We start from the raw sequence: 21358 nt of genomic DNA on the forward strand, positions 1-21358 counted from the left end.
CCGCCACGGATAGCGCAGCGCAGTCTAATCAGGTAGACTTGCGGGCTGTTTTCGGGGTAGCCCCCGGTCACCGCCATGTCTGGCAAACCACGTCTGGAAGAACCCTGTAGTGAGCGACCTGAGCCTGATCCGCAATTTCTCAATTATTGCCCATATCGACCACGGCAAGTCGACGCTTGCCGACCGCTTCATCCAGATCTGTGGAGGGCTGACCGAGCGCGAGATGGCCTCCCAGGTGCTGGACTCCATGGACCTGGAGCGCGAGCGGGGCATCACCATCAAAGCCCATAGCGTTACCCTGTATTACACAGCGAAGGACGGCAAGACCTATCAGCTCAACTTCATCGACACACCTGGCCATGTGGACTTCCATTATGAGGTCAGCCGCTCGCTGGCAGCCTGTGAAGGTGCCTTGCTGGTAGTCGATGCGGCGCAGGGTGTTGAGGCGCAATCGGTAGCCAACTGTTATACCGCCATCGAGCAGGGTCTGGAAGTGATGCCGGTGCTGAACAAAATCGATCTGCCCCAGGCCGAGCCCGAACGGGTGCAGGCCGAGATTGAAAGCGTGATCGGCATTGATGCCACTGATGCGGTGACCTGCAGTGCGAAGAGCGGTATGGGTGTCGAGGACGTGCTGGAGCGTCTGATTGCAGTGATCCCACCGCCGGTCGGTGAGATCGAAGCACCGCTGCAGGCATTGATCATTGACTCCTGGTTCGACAACTATCTGGGTGTGGTCTCGTTGGTGCGCGTCAAACAGGGCCGCATCAAGAAAGGTGACAAGGTTCTGGTCAAGTCCACCGGCAAGCTGCATCAGGTCGACAGTGTGGGTGTCTTCAATCCCAAGCACACCGAAACCGGTGATCTCAAGGCCGGGGAAGTGGGCTTCATCATCGCCGGCATCAAGGACATCCATGGCGCGCCGGTAGGCGATACGCTGACACTGTCCAACACGCCGGATGTGGACATGCTGCCCGGCTTCAAGAAGGTCCAGCCGCAGGTCTATGCCGGTTTGTTCCCGGTCAGTTCCGATGATTTCGAAGACTTCCGCGACGCGCTGTCCAAGCTCACGCTCAACGATGCCGCGTTGCAGTACGAGCCGGAAAGCTCGGATGCCCTGGGTTTCGGCTTCCGTATCGGCTTCCTCGGCATGCTGCACATGGAGATCATTCAGGAGCGTCTCGAGCGCGAATATGATCTTGACCTGATTACCACTGCGCCGACCGTGATATTCGAGGTGGTGAAGAAGGATGGCGAGAAGATCTACGTCGATAACCCTTCACGCCTGCCCGACCCGTCACTGATCGACGAAATGCGCGAGCCCATAGTGCGAGCCAACATTCTTGTGCCTCAGGACCATCTCGGCAGCGTCATCACTCTGTGTATCGAGAAGCGGGGCGTGCAGCATGACCTCGTGTTTCTCGGCACTCAGGTGCAGGTGATCTATGACCTGCCGATGAATGAGGTGGTGCTGGACTTCTTCGATCGTCTGAAGTCGGTCAGCCGGGGTTATGCGTCACTGGATTACGCGTTTGATCGGTTCCAGGCCGCCAATCTGGTGCGTCTGGATGTATTGATCAACAGCGAGAAGGTCGATGCGTTGGCGTTGATCGTGCATCGCGACAACGCTGCGTTCAAGGGTCGGCAGCTGGTCGAAAAAATGAAAGAGTTGATTCCTCGCCAGATGTTCGATGTTGCCATCCAATCCGCTGTGGGTGGGCAGGTGGTGGCGCGTTCGACGGTCAAGGCGCTGCGCAAGAACGTTATCGCCAAGTGTTATGGTGGCGATGCCAGTCGGAAGAAGAAGCTGCTTGAGAAACAGAAGGCCGGTAAGAAACGGATGAAGCAGGTTGGTAACGTCGAGATTCCACAGGAAGCCTTCCTGGCCGTCCTGAAAGTGGAATAACCAGAATGTTCATCGCAACCGGGCCGTCCATCAATACACCCCAGGGGTAACGCAAGACCGATTATGCATATCAACTTTCCGCTGTTGCTGGTGATCGCCGTGGCCGTCACCGGTCTGTTGGCACTGTTGGATTTCATCTGGTTTGCACCCAGACGGCGGCGGGCAATGGCCGCCTACGAAGCAGGCGTCGAGGTTACCGATGCCGGTACGCTGGAGCGCCTGAACAAGGAGCCGCTGCTGGTTGAATACGGCAAATCCTTCTTTCCGGTGCTGGCTGTGGTACTGATTCTGCGTTCGTTTCTGGTCGAGCCGTTCCAGATTCCATCCGGCTCGATGAAGCCGACTCTGGAAATCGGTGACTTCATCCTGGTCAATAAGTTTTCCTATGGTATCCGGTTGCCGGTGCTGGAAACCAAGATCATCCCGGTGGGTGACCCGCAGCGCGGTGACGTGATGGTATTCCGTTATCCGAACGACCCGCGGATCAACTACATCAAGCGGGTGGTCGGCCTGCCAGGCGACGTTGTGCGCTATGCCGACAAGCAGCTGTTCGTCAATGGCACGCCGGTAGAGCGTGAACTGCTGCGCACTGTGGGCGATGACGAAGTGCCGGCCGGGCATCCGTTGCAGGCCCTGGCGACGGTTGATATCTATCTGGAAGAGCTGGGCGAAGCATCCCACGAGGCGCGTTACAAACGCCTGTCCCAGACACCTGCAGCGCATGAATGGACAGTGCCTGACGGGCACTATTTCATGATTGGCGACAACCGTGATAACTCCAATGACAGTCGTTACTGGTCCGCACCGGACATGCCGAGGGAGTTGTGGGGCATGGTCCCGGACAACTATATTGTCGGCAAGGCCTTTGCCATATGGATGCATTGGCCCGAGCCGAAACTGAGCAATCTGCCGAGCTTTGCAAGAGCTGGGTTGATTGATTAGCACGCGTCTGGAAACCAGACGCTTTCGGGGTGACCCTTCTGCCAGGGATATGGCAGCAAAACCTATAACATCAACAACGGACGTACGAGGTTATCCCATGCGCCATTCTCAGAAAGGCATGTCATTTTTCGGCTGGTTGGCGGTCATTGCGCTGTTTGTATTTGCTGCCATCACCGCGATGAAACTGGTACCGATCTATATGGATCATTTTGCCCTGCGCAAGATCGTCACCACGGTGAACGAAGATCCCTCGATCAAGATCAACTCGCTGCGCGACCTGCATGCACATATCAACAAGGGCATGCAGATCAACAGCATCCGCGACATCAAGGAAGATGAGGCGATTACCGTGACCGCCAGCGGAACCAATACCTATACTGTCATTATCAAGTATGAGGTGCGTTCACCCATGCTGCGAACCGTGGACCTTCTGGTTCATTTCGATGAAACCCATATTGTCAGACCGCTAAAGTGAGCAATAAGCTAGACCGACTGGAAAGAAGAATAGGCTACAGTTTCAAGGATCAGGACCTGCTGGTTCTGGCCTTGACCCACCGTAGCCTGGGTGGGCGCAATAACGAACGCCTGGAGTTTCTCGGCGATTCGATTCTCAACTTCGTTGCTGCCGAGGCGCTTTTCGAGCGCTTCCCGCAGGCCCGGGAAGGGCAGTTGTCGCGCCTGCGCGCGCGCCTGGTCAAGGGTGTCACCCTGGCTGAACTGGCCAAGGGCTTTGAGCTGGGTGAGTACCTCCGGCTGGGCTCGGGTGAACTGAAAAGCGGCGGGTTCCGCCGTGAATCGATTCTCGCCGACACCACCGAAGCCATTATTGGCGCCATCTACCTCGACAGTGGCATGGAGGCGGCGCGCGAACGCATATTGTTGTGGCTCACCGGCCATATCGAATCGCTGACCCTGGTGGACAACAACAAGGATCCCAAGACGCGCCTGCAGGAGTATCTGCAGGGCCAACATATCGATCTGCCTCAATACGAAGTCATCGACGTCAGCGGTGAAGCCCATTGCCGGGTTTTTCGAGTCGAATGTCGTGCGGCGCCGCTGACCGGACACACATTTGGCGTCGGCAGCAGCCGGCGTCTGGCCGAGCAGGAAGCCGCACAGAAAGCCCTGATCGCCATGGGCGTGGAGAAAGTGAATGAGTGATAGCACACCTCGCTGTGGCTATATTGCCATTGTTGGTCGACCAAACGTGGGCAAGTCGACATTGCTCAACCATATTCTCGGCCAGAAGTTGGCGATCACCTCGCGCAAGCCGCAAACCACCCGCCACACGCTGCTCGGCATCAAGACCGAAGAGAATGTGCAGGCGATCTATGTGGATACCCCCGGCTTGCACAAGGAGAACGAGAAGGCACTGAACCGCTTCATGAACAAGAGTGCCTCTCAGGCACTGCGTGACGTGGACGTGGTGCTGTTCGTGGTGGATCGCATGCGCTGGACCGATGAAGACGAAATGGTCTGGAACAAGGTGCGACACCTGGAATGCCCCGTGGTGCTGGTGGTCAACAAGGTCGACCGCCTGGAAGACAAGAAGGCCATGTTGCCGCACCTGGAATGGTTGACACAGCAGTTGCCCAACGCCGAAATAGTGCCGGTCTCGGCATTGAACGGCGGTAATCTCGATCAACTGCAGACGGTGATTGCCGGCTTGCTACCTGAAGGTGAGCATTTCTACCCGGATGATCAGCTGACTGATCGCAGCTCGCGTTTTCTCGCTGCCGAACTGGTGCGAGAGAAGGTCATGCGCCAGCTGGGCGCCGAGATTCCCTATCAGGTCGCGGTAGAGATCGAGCAGTTCAAGCAGGAAGGTAAGGTACTGCACATTCACGCGCTGATCCTGGTCGAACGCGAAGGCCAGAAAAAGATCATCATCGGTGATGGCGGCGATCGCATGAAGAAGATCGGTCAGGAAGCCCGTCTGGATATGCAGAAACTGTTCGGCAGCAAGATCATGCTCAATCTGTGGGTCAAGGTCCGCCGCGGCTGGTCCGATGATGAGCGTGCCTTGAACTCGCTGGGTTATCGTTTCGACTGACGATGCAGTCACCGCTGAGTCCGGCCTATGTCCTGCATAGCCGCCCCTACCGGGATAGCAGCGCCTTGGTGGACCTGCTGACGCTGCACCACGGTCTGCAGCGGGTGGTCTGGCGTGGGGCACGTGGCCAGCGGCGCAAACTTGCCCCGCAGCCCTTCATGCCGCTCATGGTAGGCATGCTGGGCCGCGGCGAGCTGAAAACTCTGACCCAGGCAGAGATCTCCGGCGGCTTCCTGCAATTGCAGGGCGAAATGTTGTTCAGTGGACTCTATCTCAATGAGCTGCTGGTGCGTCTATTGGGCGCCGGTGACTCTCAACCGCTGCTCTTTGCTGCCTACCAGGGTGCGCTCGAAGCACTCGCAAGCAACCAGCCGGTGGAACCCGTTCTGCGACGCTTCGAATGGCAACTGCTGGCCATTCTGGGCTATGGTTTCAGCCTGACCGAAGACGCCAGCGGACTGCCTGTCCGCGAGCAGCAGCGCTATGTCTGGCACGCGACCGAAGGCCTGCAGCCAGTGCATGACCCGCTGACTATCGACGCCGGCCTGCCGGGCCAGGCGCTGCTGGCCATGGCGGCTGATGACTGGACTGATGCAATCACGCTGCGCGCCGCCAAGCAGTTGATGCGCCAGGCGCTCGGCGTACATCTCGGTGACCGACCATTGGTCAGCCGACAACTTTTTGCCCGGCAACCCCGTAAAGGAGATGAACAGTGACTCAACCGCAGCGTGTACTGCTTGGTGTCAATATCGATCATGTGGCCACTCTGCGCCAGGCCCGTGGTACCCGTTATCCGGACCCGATCCAGGCGGCCATCGAGGCCGAGCAGGCCGGCGCCGATGGCATAACCGTGCATCTGCGTGAAGACCGTCGGCACATCCAGGATCGTGATGTGCGATTGCTTGCAGAAGTTCTGCAGACGCGGATGAACTTTGAAATGGCGGTGACTGACGAAATGATCGCCTTCGCCGCTGAGATCCGTCCCGCTCACGTCTGTCTGGTGCCTGAGCGCCGCGAAGAACTGACTACCGAAGGTGGTCTGGATGTCGCTGGTGGTGGTGCGCGCATCCAACAGGCGGTGGAGCAACTGACAGGTTTCGGTTGCCAGGTCTCCTTATTCATCGATCCGGACCCGCAGCAGATCGAGGCGGCACGCAATGCCGGAGCGCCGGTGATCGAGCTGCATACCGGACATTACGCCGAGACCAGTGGCGCCGAGCAGGAACAGGCGCTGCAGCGTATCAGTGAGTCGGTCGCCTATGCTCGCAAGCTCGGGCTGGTGGTCAATGCCGGACACGGCCTGCATTACCACAACGTTGAGCCCATTGCGGCGATTACCGGCATCAACGAGCTGAACATCGGTCATGCCATCATTGCCCGCGCGCTGTTTTCCGGGCTCGCCGGTGCGGTGGCTGAGATGCGCGCACTGATCCTGGGGGCTGAAGCGCCCCGATGATCATTGGCATAGGCACCGATATGGTGTTGGTCAGTCGTATCGCGGCGGTCTTGGGACGGCAGGGTGAGCGCTTTGCCCAGCGTATCCTGACTGCCGAGGAACTGCAGCGCTACCGCGCCCACTCCCAGCCGGTGCGCTATCTGGCCAAGCGTTATGCCGCCAAGGAGGCCATTCTCAAGGCGCTGGGAACCGGGCTGGCCAAGGGCATGTCCTGGCAGCACATGCAGATCGATAACGACGCCCATGGAGCGCCGCATGTGGTACTCAGTGGTGTCGCATTGGAGCGGCTGCAGCAGGGCGGCGGTGGCCGCATGCTGCTGTCACTCAGCGATGAGCGGGAGCAGGCGCTGGCATTTGCCGTCTGGTCAGGCGCTTGACGTGCTGCGCAGCCGGTTGATGGCGTCCAGTACGGCCTGCACCGCGCTGCGACTGTCCTCACCTTTCTTGAGCAGGGTTTCCGCAGCCTGACAATGCGCGCGCAGTTCTGGCACTCCGCAATAGCGGGTAGCGCCGTGCAGTTTGTGGATCAGCTCCCGCACGCTTGCCCACTCTTCGCGCTCCAGCGCCTCGGTGATGTTTCGGTGATCCTGCGGCAAGCCATCCAGCAACATTTGCATTATGTCACTGGCCAGGTCCTCCTTGCCGGCCGCCAGCTGCAAACCTTCTTCCCGGTCGATGATCTTCAGTGGCGCTGGCTGTCGTGGCGGCTTCGGTGCGGCAATAACGGGCTGGGGGATATAGCGTGTCACCTTGTCTTGCGGGGACGGCAAGTCCGGGGCCTTGCTCGCCGGGGCCAGGCCGGTCCACTTGTTCAGGCTCTGGCGCAGTTGCTCGGTGGTGATCGGTTTGGTCAGATAATCATTCATGCCGCATTGCAACAGCTGATGACGTTCACTGCTCAAGGCATGGGCTGTCAGCGCCACGATCGGAATCGGATCGAAGCCGGCGACTTCTTCGCGCAGGCGCAACTCGGCGGTGGTCTGACGACCGTCCATGCCGGGCATCTGCACATCCATGAAAATCAGATCGACTCGCTGTTCGGTCAGCAACTCGAGGGCTTCTTCGCCACTGGTGGCGAGCAGGGGGGTTACGCCAATATCGCCGAGGAATGCCTCCAGCAGTTTGAGATTGGCCAGATGGTCATCCACGCACAGGACCCGCAACGCGTGGCAACGCTGCTGGATCGGCGGTAGCGTGACCACCGGGTCGTTGCCCAGCAGGTGCATCACGGCTCGGTACAGCTTGCGGGTATATACCGGCTTCGACATGGTCTGGCACATGGAGCGTGGTAATTGGTCGAGCAGCGGGTAATGCTCGGTAGTGTCGGTCAACACTATGGTCTTGCAGATGTTCAATTCCGACCACTGGCGGGCCATCTCCAGGGTGTCGCCCGGGGGCGTCGCCGTATGCCGGACACTGATCAACGCCAGCTGCAGCGAGTCGTCGCGGTTGGTGCGTGAGGTCAGCGCCTCGTGCAGTTGCTGGGGATTATCGAAAACGCGCACCGACAGGCCGATGTCCTCCAGACTGTGCAGCAACATCTGACGGCTCAGCAGCTGCGGTTCGACCAGGGCCGCGCGCATGCCCAGCAGGGGTTTTTCCGGTAACTCGTCTTCGCCGCGGGCGGATCTGCCCAGACGCAGGGTCAGCCAGAACTCGGAGCCCTCGCCTGGTTGGCTACGCAGGCCGATTTCACCGTGCATCTGTTCGACCAGACGTTTCGATATGACCAGCCCCAGGCCGGTGCCTCCTGTCTGCCGGGAGATCGAGTTGTCGGCCTGGCTGAAGGCCTTGAACAGGGATTTCTGCTGCGTCGGCGACAGGCCGATACCGGTGTCGTTGACACTGATACGCAGCAGCACCTGGTCCACGTCCTGATGTTCGGCCATGACCCTGACGCTGACCGAGCCCTCATGGGTGAACTTGATGGCATTGCTGATCAGATTGGCGAGGATCTGCTTGAGACGCATGGGGTCGCCGCGTAGTCCCAGCGGGGTGTCCCGGTAGATGATGCTGACCAGTTCCAGGCCCTTGTCATGGGCACTGGGCGCGAGCATGGTCAGGGTGTCGTCGATCAGGTCACGCAGGTTGAACGCCAGATTTTCCAGAATCAGCTTGCCGGCCTCGATTTTGGAAAAGTCCAGAATCTCGTTGATGATGGCGAGCAGGTTGTCGGCGGACTTTTCGATGGTCGACAAGTACTCCTGTTGTCGCCCATTCAGCTCGCTGCGCTGCAGCAGGTTGCTGAAACCGAGAATGCCATTGAGCGGGGTGCGCAACTCATGGCTCATATTGGCGAGGAATTCGGATTTGATGCGACTGGCTTCCTGGGCAGTCTTGCGCGCCAGATCCAGTTCGATATTCTGGATTTCGATGGTCTCCAGCGTCTGGCGCAGATCATCGGTCGCCTGATCGATGTTCTGCTGCAGCTCGCCCTGGGCGCTCTGCATGGTCTGCGCCATGTTGTTGACCCCCATCGCCAGATCATCCAGCTCGCGGCTGTCCTGTCCGGCGAGGCGGACATTGAAATGTCCCTGGCTGATCTGACGAATGGCATTGTTGATGCGTGCCACCGGATCGCTGATGCGTCGTCCCATTATTGAGACTACCAGGCCGGTGAGAGCCAGACTCAGGATGATCGCCACCAGGGTGGCAAGCAGGGTCTGGTAGCGGTGCAGCAGCATGTTGCCATGGCTGAGTTCGACTTCCAGCCAGCCCAGGATGCTGTCCGCCTCGACATCCAGACGTAATGTCCGATTGGGCAGATCGAGGCTGGCCAGCAGGGGCATGAGGAAACGGCTGCTGTTTTTGCCGCGCTGAATCTGCAATCCGGTGCCAGCGGTCATGTCGATACCGGTGACGGGTTCGCCGGCCGGGTACATGAACGGGCCGCGATGCTCCAGTTCCTGCATGTTGGCATCGTACAATGTCAGCGCTCGAACATCGGTGTGGTTGAGTGCCGCCCCGAGCATCGGTCCAATAAGACTTATTTCACCGCCCAGCAGCGCATCGGCGGCGGGCTGCTGCAGGTACTCGACGGTCATCAATCCCCGTTGCAGCAACTGCTGCTCTACTTCGCGCACCTGCTGCCAACTGAAATAACCGCCCAGCGCCAGTGCCATCAGGCCGGTGGGGATGAGCGTGATCATCAGCAGGCGGGCCTTGATGCCCAGGCTGCGGCGCGGTCGTGATGGCGGGTCGAGCTTGTTCAATGTATGTATCCCTTTCCCTGTTGCCGGTATCATAGGCCGATTGACCAAAAAGCACAGCCGGGCAACGCAACCCGTTCCTGCCTCGCCTGAAGGATGAATGATGACTAGTGAGTTTCCAACCATTGCCGACTGTATTGGCAATACGCCCCTGGTTCGTCTGCAGCGCATGGCGGGCAATACCGGCAATACGATTCTGCTCAAGCTGGAAGGTAACAATCCGGCCGGGTCGGTCAAGGATCGTCCCGCGTTGTCGATGATCCAGATGGCTGAGCAGCGTGGCAGCATACAGCCCGGCGATACGCTGATCGAAGCGACATCCGGCAACACCGGTATTGCCCTGGCCATGGCGGCGGCGATCATGGGCTACCCGATGATCCTGATCATGCCGGAGAATTCCAGCGACGAACGCAAGTGGGCAATGTCTGCCTACGGTGCCGAGCTGATTCTGGTGAGCAAGGAAGAAGGCATGGAGGGCGCGCGGGATCTGGCCGAGAAAATGCAGCGTGAAGGCAAAGGCAAGTTACTCGACCAGTTTGGCAATCTGGATAACCCCGAGGCGCATTACCGCACCACTGGTCCGGAAATCTGGCGCGATACCGCCGGTCAGGTTACCCATTTCGTCAGCTCGATGGGCACCACAGGCACCATCATGGGCGTGTCGCGCTATCTGAAGGAACAGAACCCGGACATTCAGATCATCGGTCTGCAGCCCACCGAGGGCGCGGCGATTCCGGGCATCCGCCGCTGGCCTCAGGCGTACCTACCGAGTATTTTCGATGCCGAGCGGGTGGATAAGGTGGTGGACATGAGTCAGGAAGAAGCCGAAATCACCATGCGCCGGCTGGCACGTGAAGAAGGCATTTTCTGCGGTGTGTCCTCGGGGGGCGCCGTAGCGGCGGCTCTGCGGCTCAATGCCGAACTCCGCGATGCGATCATTGTGGCGATTATCTGCGATCGCGGTGATCGCTATCTATCCACCGGGGTATTTGATGACCGCTCATGAATAGGTCTCGCGGCAAGCCGAGACGGGCTCCCGATGCGCCTGCGGCAGTAGGTCAGCGGATCGAACTGACGCTGGAGCGCCTGACCCATGACGGCCGGGGAATTGGCCGCTGGCAGGGGCGCACGGTATTCGTTGAAGGCGGCTTGCCCGGCGAGAAGGTCGATGCCCGGGTAATACGCGCCCGCAGCAAACTGATCGAGACGCGGTTGGAAAAACTGCTTGATGCCAGTCCTGAACGCCTTGCACCAGTGTGTCAGCACGTCGCGCTGTGCGGCGGATGCAGTCTCCAGCACATGCCGCGTCAGACTCAGCTGGAAATCAAACAGCAGGCGCTGGCTCAGCAATTGCAGCATTTTGCCGGACTGCAGCCGGAACGCTGGATGCCCGCGCTGACCGGGCCGGAGTATGGCTATCGCCAACGTACCCGGCTATCCATGCGCTGGGATCAACGGACCCAGCGGCTGATGGTAGGCTATCGGCAGCGCGCCAGCAGCGAGTTGGTTGAACTTGAAGAGTGCCCCGTTCTGGTGCCGGTTCTTGAAGCTGTGCTCAAGGAACTGCCGGTGGTGGTGCAGCAGTTGAATGCGCGTGCCGGGTTGGGACACATCGAGCTGATCGCCGGGGAACACCCGAGCATGGTGGTCCGGCATATGCAGCCATTGCCCCAGGCCGATGTCGACCAGTTGAAGGCATTGGCTGCGGCCCATGGGCTGATCTGCCGGCTGCAACCTGATTCGTTGGGCCCGGCGCGGGCGTTACATACGGACATGCCCGATCCGGCCTATCGACTGGCCGATCAGCAGTTGGAATTTCGCTTTGCCGCCGGTGACTTCACCCAGGTGAATGCCGAGGTCAATCAGCAGATGGTCAACCAGGCGCTGGAATGGCTGGCGGTGCAGCCTGGCGATAAAGTGCTGGACCTGTTTTGCGGTGTAGGTAATTTTGCCTTGCCGTTGGCGCAATCGGGTGCTGAAGTGACGGGTATTGAAGGCAGCGCAGAGATGGTCGAGCGCGCCGGCAGCAATGCGCAATTAAATGGGTTGGCGAAAGTGCACTTTATGCAGGCGGACTTGTCGAAGCCGCATGCGACAGACTGGCTGGATACTACCTATCAGGCAGCCCTGCTGGATCCGCCGAGGGATGGGGCTGCCGAACTCGTCGCCACACTGGCCCGGAAGAAGTTGCAGCGGATACTCTATGTATCCTGCAATCCGGCCACGCTGGCGCGCGATGCGGGCATTCTGGCGGAATCAGGTTATCGACTGGTGCAGGCGGGGATAATGGACATGTTTCCCCAGACCGCCCATGTGGAAGCCATGGCACTCTTCGTGTCAGGCAAGGACAGAACGTAATGGTACAAGTCAGAGCAGATCATCCGGTCAATCAGGATGGGACCGTCGATCTCGACGCCTGGATCGAACGGATTCAGCAGCGGGTACCGCTGCCGGCACCCGAGATACTGAAACAGGCTTGCGAATGGGCCAGTGAGCTCGAGCTGGCGGCCAGCAAGACTGAACACCGCTGGGCCAACGGTGCCAGCAGTTATCGTACCGGCCTGGAGATGGCCGAAATTCTCGCCGACCTCAAGCTGGACCAGGACTCTCTGGTGGCGGCGGTCATCTATCGTGCGGTGCGTGAACGCAAGACCGAGCTGGTCGAAGTCGAACGCTGCCTGGGCTCCAGCGTGGCGACACTGGTCGATGGCGTACAGCGTATGGCGGCAATCAGCGTGTCGCAGAATCCACCCAAAGCCAATACCTTCAATACCCAGTCGCAGGTGGAGAACCTGCGCAAGATGCTGGTCACCATGGTCGATGACGTGCGCGTCGCCCTGATCAAGCTGGCCGAGCGTACCTGTGCCATTCGTGCGGTAAAGGATGCCGATAACGAGAAGCGCTACCGGGTTGCGCGTGAGGTGTTCGACATCTATGCCCCGCTGGCCCACCGTCTGGGCATCGGGCATATCAAATGGGAGCTGGAGGACCTGTCCTTCCGCTACCTGGAACCGCACAAGTACAAACAGATCGCCAGGTTGCTGGATGAGCGGCGGCTGGATCGTCAGGAATACATCGAGGCGGTCATGGCGCAACTGCGCAGCGAACTGGAGGACTCCGGTATTGCCGGGGACATCTCCGGCCGAGTCAAGCATATCTACTCAATCTGGCGGAAGATGCAGAACAAGGGCATCGACTTCAACCAGATCTATGATGTGCGCGCGGTGCGCGTGCTGGTTCCCCAGGTGCGCGACTGCTATACCGCGCTGGGCATAGTACATAGTCTGTGGCGGCATATTCCCAACGAGTTCGACGATTACATCGCCAATCCCAAGGAGAACGGCTACCGCTCGCTGCATACCGCGGTAATCGGCCCTGCGGGCAAGGCGCTGGAAGTGCAGATTCGTACCCATGCCATGCATGAGGAGGCGGAGCTGGGCGTATGCGCGCATTGGCGCTACAAGGGTACCGACGTGGACAGCAGTTCGACTGTCTATGAGGACAAGATAGCCTGGCTGCGTCAGGTGCTGGAATGGCACGAGGAAATGGGCGATATCGGCGGGTTGGCCGAACAGCTGCGGGTCGATTTCGAGCCGGACCGCATCTACCTGTTCACCCCCGACGGTCATGTGCTGGATGTGCCGCAGGGCGCAACACCACTGGACTTCGCCTACCGCGTGCATACCGAGGTCGGCCACCATTGTCGGGGCGCCAAGGTCAATGGACGTATCGTGCCCTTGACCTATGTGCTGCAGACCGGCGAGCAGGTGGAGATCATCACCGGTAAGAGCGGCGGTCCGAGCCGTGACTGGTTGAATGCCAATCTTGGCTACCTGCATACGTCTCGAGCACGGGCCAAGGTCCAGCACTGGTTCAAGCAGCAGGACCGCGAGCAGAACGTGCAGGCCGGCAAGCTCATGCTGGAGCGCGAACTCACCCGCATGGCGCTCAATGGCGCGGACTATGCCAAGCTGATCGAGCGCCTGGGCATCCGTAGCCAGGAAGACCTGTTTGCCGCCGTCGGATCGGGTGATATCCGCATGGCCCATGTCGTCAACGTGGCACATCAACTCGTCGAGCCGGATGACCGCAGCGAGCAGATGGAGCTGATTCCACGCCGGCCGAGCAAGCCCGGACGGCGTGGTGACGTGCATATCCAGGGCGTTGGCAACCTGTTGACGCAACTGGCCGGCTGCTGTCAGCCGGTACCGGGTGATCCCATTGTCGGTTATATCACCGTGGGGCGCGGGGTGACGGTACACCGTGCCGACTGTGCCACGGCCATGCAGCTGCAGGGTCGCGAATCCGAACGCCTGATCGAGGTGAGTTGGGGCGGCGAGCCGGTACAGACCTACCCGGTGGAGATCTATATCAAGGCCTATGATCGCTCGGGGCTGTTGCGCGATGTATCGCAGTTGCTGGCCAATGAAAAACTCAATGTGTTGGAGGTCAGCACGCATACCAACAAGGACGATAACTACGCCAGCATGCTGCTGACCATCGAGATCCCCAACCTGCACCTGCTCGGCCGGCTGCTGGCGCGGGTCGGTCAACTGCCCAATGTGGTCGAGGTGCGGCGTAACCGCCAGGAGCGTCGCGCATGAGTTATCAGTTGGATGATCTGTTGTATCTGATGGAGCGTCTGCGCGACCCGCAGCATGGCTGTCCCTGGGACCTGCAACAGTCCTTCGCCAGCATAGTGCCGCACACGTTGGAAGAGGCCTATGAAGTTGCCGACGCCATTGCCGAAGACGATTTCGAACAGCTGTCCGGCGAATTGGGTGACCTGTTGTTCCAGGTAGTGTTTTACGCGCAACTTGGCAGCGAGGCCGGGCATTTCGACTGGCATGCGGTGGTTGACGGTATCACCCGCAAGCTGCTGCGCCGTCATCCGCATGTATTTCCGGATGGTGAACTGCGTACGCCGCCGGGCACGCTACAACTGGAAGAGCAGCAGATCAAGGAACGCTGGGAGCAGATCAAGGCCGAGGAGCGGGCGGAGAAGGTTGGCAAGACCAACGCACCGGAACAGTTGTCCCTGCTGGAGGATGTTCCGCGCGCCTTGCCGGCCTTGAGCCGAGCCCAGAAACTGCAGAAGCGAGCGTCCGGCGCCGGGTTCGACTGGCCGACGGTGACCCCGGTAATCGACAAGATTGCCGAGGAGCTGGAGGAAGTGCGCGAGGCCATCGGCCGGCGCGAACACGATGCTATCGAAGAGGAAGTGGGTGATCTGCTGTTTGCCATGGTCAACCTGGCCAGGCATCTCAAAGTGGATGCGGAAACCGCTCTGCGCGGCGGCAATGAAAAGTTCGAGCGGCGGTTGCGATATATCGAAGAGGCGTTGACCAGTGCTGGCGAACGTTTTGCCGACACACCGCTGCAACGCCTGGATGACCTCTGGGATGAAGCCAAAAAGCAGGGTCTATAGCCTCTCAGTGCCGCGACATGCTGTCGCGGCCTGCGGTTCACGGAGCCTGCTGGCATAGACTACCAAGCTTCTGTAATGACCTTACAGGCCGATTGACGGAGCGCAATTGGCTTGTGCATAACCTGCTCTGCGTGTATGTTGAACGCCCTTTTCGCGATGCGGAAGGGGTCCAGAATTCTTTGCTCCACTATTCGGTGGAGCATGCCAGCCACACGACTGCCGTCGTGGGCGGCCCCGGTTTCAGTCAGATTGAGGAGTTCAACATGCGCGTCATCCTTTTGGGTGCCCCCGGCGCCGGCAAGGGCACACAGGCCCAGTTCATCTGCCAGCGGTTCGGTATTCCGCAGATTTCCACCGGTGACATGCTGCGTGCAGCGATCAAGGCCGGTACCGAGTTGGGCAAGCAGGTCAAGGAAGTAATGGACACTGGTGGTCTGGTATCGGACGAGCTGATCATCGGCCTGATCCGCGAGCGCATCACCCACGATGATTGCGCCAATGGTTTCCTGTTCGACGGTTTCCCGCGGACCATTCCGCAGGCCGAAGCCCTGGTGGATGCTGGTGTCAGCATCGATCACGTACTGGAAATCGCCGTGGACGACGAGGAAATCGTCGGTCGCATCTCCGGTCGCCGCGTGCACCCGGGTTCCGGTCGCATCTACCACGTCGAACACAATCCGCCCCGCGACGCCGGCAAGGATGATGTCACCGGTGATGCCCTGATCCAGCGCGAAGACGATAAGGAAGAGACCGTTCGCAAGCGCCTGCAGGTATATCATACCCAGACCAAGCCGCTGGTGGACTTCTACCAGAAGCTGTCTGCTGCCAACGGTACGCCCAAGTGCTCGCGCGTTGAAGGCGTAGGCAGTGTTGAAGAAATCACTGCTCGGGTGTCGGCAGCTCTGAACTGAGTCTGCTGCTACCGCGCTCCAGGCCCGTGCCGGCACACGCCGCACGGGCCTTGTTGTTTGTTACAATCGCCTTCCTTTGCCACTCGCCGTGATAATTCGATGACCACCACACTACTTGCTCTGGATACCGCTACCGAAGCCTGTTCCGCTGCCCTGTTGCATGATGGACGTCTGTTCCATCGTGTCGAAGTGGCGCCGCGCATGCATGCTCAGTTGTTGCTGCCGATGATTGGTGAGCTGTTGGCCGAGGCGGGCATCGAGCTGGAGCGGGTGGATGCGCTGGTATTCGGGCGCGGCCCGGGTGCCTTTACTGGGGTGCGCATCGCCACTGGCATGGTTCAGGGGCTGGGTTTTGCCGCCGGCAAACCGGTGATTGGTATTTCCAATCTCGCGGCGCTGGCCCAGCGCGCCTGGCGTGAGCACGGCGCCGAACAGGTCTGCGCCGCGATTGATGCGCGTATGGATGAAGTCTACTGGGGCTGTTACCAGTTGATTGACGGCGTGATGATTTTGTCTGGTGCAGAGCGAGTGTGTGCTCCGGAGCAGGCAGAACTGCCGGCTGAGCTGTCCGCCCCGGCGGGTGCCGGTACCGGCTGGCAGTATGCCGAGCGGTTGCCTGTGGCAGTTGAACGCAGCTGGCCGCAGATGCTCCCTGATGCCACCGACCTGATCAGCCTGGCCCTGCCGGCCTGGAAGGCCGGGCAGGTGCTGGATGCAGCTGATGCCCAACCGGTGTATCTGCGCGACAAAGTCGCTACGCCCAAACATGGCTGATTTTGCGTTTTATCGGGCGCGGAGCTACTCTTTATTCTGACTTCTGATCGGAGCTGACCCCCCCATGCGTGTGGACGGATTCAATCCTGCCAATGCGCTTTCTACGCGCCCCACGCGTCCGGCTGCTCCGTCAGCGGAAAGCACGGTCACGGGCGCTGCTCAGCCTGCAGCAGCGGCGCGGACGCCGCCTATTGTTCCGCGAGTAGTGGAGCAACCCAGCGCCAATTTCGAATACATTCCAGCTCGCCAAGGGCCAACTGAGCCGGTACACGGCTATGCCAATCAGGCGCTGGCCAGTTACCAGTCCATGGCCAATCTGCCAGACGCTGACGCCGACGGGGTGTTTGGTATTGATCTGTTTGTCTGAGCTTCGTATCCGTGTCTGATCCCGTGCCTCCCCGATTGATTCTTGGCTGTCCTTTATGGGCCGAGCCTGCTTGGCGTGGGGCACTGTACTCCAGTGGCGCCGACGCGGACCAGCGACTGTATGAATATTCCCGCGTGTTCTCCGCTGTTGAGGGTAATACCACCTTCTATGCCTTGCCTGGCCCCGAGGTGGTAGCGCGCTGGGCTGATCTGTTGCCAGCGGACTTCCACTTCTGTGCCAAGTTGCCGCGAGAAGTCAGCCACGCCGACCGGCTGGACGCACGGCAGCCCGAACTGCAACAGTTCTTCCAGCGCATGACGCCCCTGGAGCAACGGCTGGGGCCGGTGTGGTTGCAGCTGCCGGCGCGCGTTGGGCCGCTGCATCTCGAACAGCTGATCCGGTTTCTCGATGCGCTGCCGCGCGATTACCACTATGCAGTGGAAGTGCGACACCTGGATTTCTTCCGCAAGGACGATAACGAAAGGCAGCTCAATCGCATGCTGCATGAGCGGGGCATGGAACGCATCATGTTCGATAGTCGCGGGCTGTTCGCCAGTACCGCAATCGATCCAGCGACCCTGGATGCCCAGAGGCGCAAGCCGCGTCTGCCGGTGCATGCCATCGCGCTGGGCCAGTCACCGACGGTGCGCTTCATCGCCGGCATGGACAATCAGCAGAGTCTGCGCTGGTTGGAGCCGTGGCTGGACAAGTGTGTGCAGTGGCTGGCGGAGGGGCGCTGCCCGGTGTTGTTCATGCACACTCCGGACAACCGCCTGGCGCCCGAACTCGCGCGGCTGTTTCATGCCCGCCTGCAGCAACGGCTACCGGACCTGCCGCCGATGGCCCCGTGGCCGGGTGAACAGCAACAGCAGGCCTCGCCCCAGCAGGGTGGGTTGTTTTGATGGTGGGCTGAACCTCTACCTCACGTGGAGTAAACTGCTGACTTGCTCCCGATTATTTCTTCAGGTTCCGATCCTCCATGACTGATTTTACTTCCTGTACCGTGGCCGTCAGCTGCTTGCTACCCGAATTGGAGCAGCCGGCGCGGTTGTTGGCGACACGCTTGCAGCTGCCGCTGCAGACCGTTGACATCAATACCGCCGCCGCCGAGCTATTGCTGTGTGTCGGCAGCGATGGTCTAAGCCTGCAGGCCACCGGCTCAGGCGCCCCGGGTGCGGTGCGGGTAGACTTTGTCGAAGGTGCATTGGCGCACCGGCGGCAATTCGGTGGGGGCACCGGGCAGATGGTGGCCAAGGCAGTCGGTCTGCGGGGCGCAATCCGGCCGACAGTGCTGGACGCGACTGCTGGGCTGGGACGGGATGCCTTTGTACTGGCGGCACTGGGTTGTGAGGTCACGCTGATCGAGCGCCAGCCGGTCATTGCTGCGCTGCTGGACGATGGCCTGCAACGCGCCCGACAGGCCGGCGGGGAGGTGGCTGAGATCGCCGAGCGGATGCATCTGCTGCATGCCGACGCCATTGAAGCCATGGACCGCTGGTCGGCTGAGGCGCCGCAGGTGATTCATCTGGACCCGATGTTTCCGCACCGTGAGAAGTCGGCGCTGGTCAAAAAGGAAATGCGCCTGTTTCGCCCGCTGGCGGGGGATGATCTGGACGCACCCGCGCTGCTGGCCGCGGCCCTGCATCTGGCCAGCCACCGGGTCGCTGTCAAACGCCCGCGCAAGGCCCCGGCCATCGACGGCCCACCACCCAGCGCGCAGCTCAGCGGCCAGTCCAGCCGCTACGATATCTACGGCAAGAAGAAGCTCTAGCTACCCCGCGCTGCGCGCCACCTGCCGTATCGATAGGCGGATTTCGGCGCTGAGTACCCGTTTGGCGGTGTTTTCGGCGATGTCTTCCAGCTCCGGCTGATAATGCAGCCGACCCTGGGCGTCGCTGCTCAATACCTCGAAAGCCTGCAGTCGCTGGATGAATTGGCGGAACAGGGTCTTGTCGAAGAACTCCGGCGCATTGAGTCCATGCAGGATCGACAGACGCTGGGCCATGACAGTGCACAGGCCCTCCAGCTGTTCGGCAGTGAGGCTGCCGTTGGGGTTGTTCAGCAGCAGCGCGGCGGCCATGTAGAAGCGCTCCAGCATCTGAATGATGCTGCGCGCCAGCAGAGTGAGCAGAACGAACTCAACGGAGGCGGTATCCGGACGGTGGATCTGGCCATTCTCCTCACGCAGCAATCCCCGGCCGATCAGGCCGTCAACATAGCGGTTGATGATCTCCGGCAACTGTTCTTCGCGCCAGTGCAGAAACAGCTCGCCCTGCAGGTAGGGATAAAGCGCACTGACCAGGCGCACGATCTGTTCGCGATTCATGCGTGCATTGTTCAGGAACAGACTGGCGATCAGGGCCGGCAGCGCCACCAGATGCAGAATGTTGTTGCGATACCATGTCATCAACACAGCCTGGGAATCGTCGAGGAACAGAATTTCGCCCAGCGCATCGGACTGGCGACCAATCATGCCCATGGACTCCACATGACCGATCTGCCCGGCACCGCTGAGCCCTGGCAGGGTGGTATCTTCGCTGTAGGGCACATCATTCAGCAGACCGGTGAAGGTGTCCAGGATGCGAGCCAGGGTTGCTTCATCCAACGCCATTCGGCGGGTGGACAGCATGGCCAGAGCGACCAGGTTGACCGGGTTGGCATCAGCGGCAGCATTGATTGCGCCGCCCAGAGTACGCGCCAGTTGCCGGGTTGCTTCAGGTAGCCAGTCTGGTTTGAATTCCGGCTCTCCGAGCTGGCTTCGCCATTCGGGTTGCTGCTCATCGAGGAAGTCATTCAGCGCCACCGGCGTGCCGAAGTTCACCGCCACTTCACCGAACCGCAGCTTCAGCGCCGACAGTACCCGAAACATATCGAAGAAGGACTCCTTCTTCTTCTCCTTGCCGCGCAGCTCGCCGAGATAGGTGCGACCTTCCAGTACCCGCTCATAGCCGATATACACAGGCATGAACACAATAGGCCGCCGCGATGAGCGCAGGTAGCTGCGCAGGGTGATGGCCAACATACCGGTCTTGGGATCAAGCAGTCGACCGGTACGCGAGCGTCCGCCCTCGATGAAATACTCGACCGGAAAGCCGCGGCTGAACAGGGTATGCAGGTATTCATTGAACACGGCGGTATACAGCTGGTTGCCGCGGAAGCTGCGACGCATGAAGAAGGCGCCGCCGCGGCGCAGAATACTGCCCACCACTGGCATGTTCAGGTTGATACCGGCGGCGATGTGCGGTGGCGTGAGGCTGTTGCGAAACAGCAGGTAGGACAGCAACAGGTAGTCGATATGACTGCGGTGGCAGGGCACATAGATGATCTCGTTGCCACGAGCGATATCCTGAACGTTGTCCAGATTGTTGACCTTGACCCCGTCATACAGCTTGTTCCAGAACCAGGAAAGAATGACTTCGAGAAAACGGATGATGGTGTAGGTGAAGTCGGAGGCGATTTCATTGGCATAGCGTGCGGCGCGCTGGCGGGCGCGCTCTTCAGTTATATTCTGCTCGGTCGCCTCGCGGGCGATGGCTGCACGCACCTGTGGGCCATGCATCAGTCCTTTCAGCAGGGTGCGGCGATGGGACAGATCGGGGCCGACCACGGCGCCGCGTTGCTGTCTGAAATGTACCCGCAACAAACGGTTGACCTTGCGCAGGTTACGGCTGTGCCCGAGATTCTCGTCGGTCAGTTCGCGCAGAGACAGCGGCTGGCCGAAGCTGACGCGGATCTTGCGACCATGCAGCAGAATAGCAAAGAGCTTGCGCAGCTTGCCTCCGACACCCCAGTTGTGCGCGAACAGCAGCTTCAATGGTGAGGATTCGACATCCGGCGACTGCCCCCAGAACACGCTGACCGGCACCACTTTCACATCCGGCGTTACCTGCAGTTCGACGGCGGTGAGCGCCCGCAGCAGACGCGGGGAGCGTTTGCGCGGGTCAGCGCGACCGCTCCAGACAAGCTCGCTGGTGAGATGGAAATAAGCTACATCTTCTTCGAGCGTGCCGCCCGGCGGCATGACCGGGCGTGGCAGGCCGATGCGGGCACATTCACGGTCCAGTACCAGCAGATCGGAGAAGGAGCGACCGGGCAATACATAGAGAATGGGCGCGGGGCTGGCCGGGGCTATTCTGGTCAGCGGATCGCCAATGCTCTCCGAGCGGGCCCACAGATACAGCAGGCGGCGCATAAGGCCGAAACGCACGCGACTGAACAGTGAGGGCTTTGTTGATGGCATGGGTAATCTCTGAGATGGCAGGCAACGACCAGGCGATTCTACCGTTTTTCAATACTCTGTTACATTCGGTGG

The 21358-nt window shown here is 60.2% G+C and carries 19 protein-coding genes; 17 read left to right on the top strand and 2 right to left on the bottom strand.

From position 1 onward, the window contains the following. Positions 1–109: 109 nt before the first annotated feature. The 8 genes from lepA (at position 110) to acpS (ending at position 6734) form a co-directional block, all read left to right on the top strand. Positions 110–1906 (top strand): translation elongation factor 4, encoded by a 1797-nt coding sequence (gene lepA, locus BLU11_RS02110; RefSeq protein ID WP_090271829.1) that lies wholly within the window; start codon positions 110–112, stop codon positions 1904–1906. Between the two features lie 63 nt (positions 1907–1969). Continuing rightward, the gene (gene lepB / locus BLU11_RS02115) at positions 1970–2848 is read left to right on the top strand and encodes a signal peptidase I (protein ID WP_090271830.1); all 879 of its coding nucleotides are present in this window, start codon (positions 1970–1972) and stop codon (positions 2846–2848) included. A gap of 97 nt (positions 2849–2945) precedes the next feature. Beyond that, entirely contained in the window at positions 2946–3323 is a 378-nt protein-coding gene (locus tag BLU11_RS02120; protein WP_157718507.1) for a DUF4845 domain-containing protein, read from the top strand. After that, positions 3320–4009 carry a ribonuclease III gene (gene rnc / locus BLU11_RS02125; protein WP_090271832.1) on the top strand — a complete coding sequence of 230 codons (690 nt, stop codon included), beginning with the start codon at positions 3320–3322 and terminating at the stop codon, positions 4007–4009. The genes BLU11_RS02120 and rnc overlap by 4 nt, the downstream gene beginning before the upstream one ends. Further along, positions 4002–4901 carry a GTPase Era gene (gene era, locus BLU11_RS02130; RefSeq protein WP_090271833.1) on the top strand — a complete coding sequence of 300 codons (900 nt, stop codon included), beginning with the start codon at positions 4002–4004 and terminating at the stop codon, positions 4899–4901. The genes rnc and era overlap by 8 nt, the downstream gene beginning before the upstream one ends. A gap of 2 nt (positions 4902–4903) precedes the next feature. Then, entirely contained in the window at positions 4904–5617 is a 714-nt protein-coding gene (recO, locus tag BLU11_RS02135) for a DNA repair protein RecO (RefSeq protein WP_090271834.1), read from the top strand. After that, positions 5614–6357, top strand: a complete 744-nt coding sequence (gene pdxJ / locus BLU11_RS02140; RefSeq protein WP_090271835.1) for a pyridoxine 5'-phosphate synthase — start codon at positions 5614–5616, stop codon at positions 6355–6357. Before recO ends, pdxJ begins: the two co-directional genes overlap by 4 nt. Next, positions 6354–6734, top strand: a complete 381-nt coding sequence (acpS, locus tag BLU11_RS02145) for a holo-ACP synthase (protein WP_090271836.1) — start codon at positions 6354–6356, stop codon at positions 6732–6734. The genes pdxJ and acpS overlap by 4 nt, the downstream gene beginning before the upstream one ends. Here the strand turns inward: acpS and BLU11_RS02150 are convergent. Beyond that, positions 6723–9506 carry an ATP-binding protein gene (locus BLU11_RS02150; protein WP_231702308.1) on the bottom strand — a complete coding sequence of 928 codons (2784 nt, stop codon included), beginning with the start codon at positions 9504–9506 and terminating at the stop codon, positions 6723–6725. The two genes, acpS and BLU11_RS02150, sit on opposite strands and share 12 nt — an antisense overlap. A 163-nt stretch (positions 9507–9669) precedes the next feature. On the opposite strand from BLU11_RS02150, the gene cysM reads away from it, so the two are divergent. From cysM to BLU11_RS02190, 9 genes are all read left to right on the top strand, one after another. Beyond that, positions 9670–10572, top strand: a complete 903-nt coding sequence (gene cysM, locus BLU11_RS02155; protein ID WP_090271837.1) for a cysteine synthase CysM — start codon at positions 9670–9672, stop codon at positions 10570–10572. Continuing rightward, on the top strand, positions 10569–11924 hold the full coding sequence (rlmD, locus tag BLU11_RS02160) for a 23S rRNA (uracil(1939)-C(5))-methyltransferase RlmD (protein ID WP_090271838.1): 1356 nt from the start codon (positions 10569–10571) through the stop codon (positions 11922–11924). The genes cysM and rlmD overlap by 4 nt, the downstream gene beginning before the upstream one ends. After that, complete coding sequence (relA, locus tag BLU11_RS02165; protein WP_090271839.1) at positions 11924–14170, top strand: GTP diphosphokinase; 2247 nt, start codon at positions 11924–11926, stop codon at positions 14168–14170. Before rlmD ends, relA begins: the two co-directional genes overlap by 1 nt. After that, on the top strand, positions 14167–14994 hold the full coding sequence (mazG, locus tag BLU11_RS02170) for a nucleoside triphosphate pyrophosphohydrolase (RefSeq protein WP_090271840.1): 828 nt from the start codon (positions 14167–14169) through the stop codon (positions 14992–14994). Before relA ends, mazG begins: the two co-directional genes overlap by 4 nt. Positions 14995–15257: 263 nt before the next feature. Then, complete coding sequence (adk, locus tag BLU11_RS02175; RefSeq protein ID WP_090276158.1) at positions 15258–15905, top strand: adenylate kinase; 648 nt, start codon at positions 15258–15260, stop codon at positions 15903–15905. Positions 15906–16004: 99 nt separating this feature from the next. Further along, positions 16005–16679 (top strand): tRNA (adenosine(37)-N6)-threonylcarbamoyltransferase complex dimerization subunit type 1 TsaB, encoded by a 675-nt coding sequence (gene tsaB / locus BLU11_RS02180; protein WP_090271841.1) that lies wholly within the window; start codon positions 16005–16007, stop codon positions 16677–16679. 64 nt (positions 16680–16743) lie between these two features. Further along, a complete protein-coding gene (locus tag BLU11_RS19160) occupies positions 16744–17046 on the top strand; it encodes a hypothetical protein (RefSeq protein WP_157718509.1) in 303 nt (100 codons plus the stop codon). Between the two features lie 11 nt (positions 17047–17057). Then, positions 17058–17948: a DUF72 domain-containing protein gene (locus tag BLU11_RS02185; protein ID WP_172828658.1), complete on the top strand. Its 891-nt coding sequence runs from the start codon at positions 17058–17060 to the stop codon at positions 17946–17948. A gap of 77 nt (positions 17949–18025) precedes the next feature. Continuing rightward, positions 18026–18817, top strand: coding sequence for a class I SAM-dependent methyltransferase (locus BLU11_RS02190; RefSeq protein ID WP_090271843.1), 792 nt, complete (start codon positions 18026–18028; stop codon positions 18815–18817). Here the strand turns inward: BLU11_RS02190 and plsB are convergent, their stop codons facing one another. Then, a complete protein-coding gene (plsB, locus tag BLU11_RS02195; RefSeq protein WP_090271844.1) occupies positions 18818–21286 on the bottom strand; it encodes a glycerol-3-phosphate 1-O-acyltransferase PlsB in 2469 nt (822 codons plus the stop codon). Between the last annotated feature and the right edge of the window lie 72 nt (positions 21287–21358).

This window comes from Halopseudomonas litoralis (assembly GCF_900105005.1).
GTDB classification, from domain to species: domain Bacteria; phylum Pseudomonadota; class Gammaproteobacteria; order Pseudomonadales; family Pseudomonadaceae; genus Halopseudomonas; species Halopseudomonas litoralis.

Bases quoted from the DNA above. Each gene is read 5' to 3' on its own strand.
- lepB (WP_090271830.1), top strand. From the start codon at position 1,970: ATGCATATCAACTTTCCGCTGTTGCTGGTGATCGCCGTGGCCGTCACC.
- BLU11_RS02120 (WP_157718507.1), top strand. From the start codon at position 2,946: ATGCGCCATTCTCAGAAAGGCATGTCATTTTTCGGCTGGTTGGCGGTC.
- era (WP_090271833.1), top strand. From the start codon at position 4,002: ATGAGTGATAGCACACCTCGCTGTGGCTATATTGCCATTGTTGGTCGA.
- recO (WP_090271834.1), top strand. From the start codon at position 4,904: ATGCAGTCACCGCTGAGTCCGGCCTATGTCCTGCATAGCCGCCCCTAC.
- acpS (WP_090271836.1), top strand. From the start codon at position 6,354: ATGATCATTGGCATAGGCACCGATATGGTGTTGGTCAGTCGTATCGCG.
- BLU11_RS02150 (WP_231702308.1), bottom strand. From the start codon at position 9,506: ATGATCACGCTCATCCCCACCGGCCTGATGGCACTGGCGCTGGGCGGT.
- cysM (WP_090271837.1), top strand. From the start codon at position 9,670: ATGACTAGTGAGTTTCCAACCATTGCCGACTGTATTGGCAATACGCCC.
- rlmD (WP_090271838.1), top strand. From the start codon at position 10,569: ATGAATAGGTCTCGCGGCAAGCCGAGACGGGCTCCCGATGCGCCTGCG.
- relA (WP_090271839.1), top strand. From the start codon at position 11,924: ATGGTACAAGTCAGAGCAGATCATCCGGTCAATCAGGATGGGACCGTC.
- mazG (WP_090271840.1), top strand. From the start codon at position 14,167: ATGAGTTATCAGTTGGATGATCTGTTGTATCTGATGGAGCGTCTGCGC.
- adk (WP_090276158.1), top strand. From the start codon at position 15,258: ATGCGCGTCATCCTTTTGGGTGCCCCCGGCGCCGGCAAGGGCACACAG.
- tsaB (WP_090271841.1), top strand. From the start codon at position 16,005: ATGACCACCACACTACTTGCTCTGGATACCGCTACCGAAGCCTGTTCC.
- BLU11_RS19160 (WP_157718509.1), top strand. From the start codon at position 16,744: ATGCGTGTGGACGGATTCAATCCTGCCAATGCGCTTTCTACGCGCCCC.
- BLU11_RS02190 (WP_090271843.1), top strand. From the start codon at position 18,026: ATGACTGATTTTACTTCCTGTACCGTGGCCGTCAGCTGCTTGCTACCC.
- plsB (WP_090271844.1), bottom strand. From the start codon at position 21,286: ATGCCATCAACAAAGCCCTCACTGTTCAGTCGCGTGCGTTTCGGCCTT.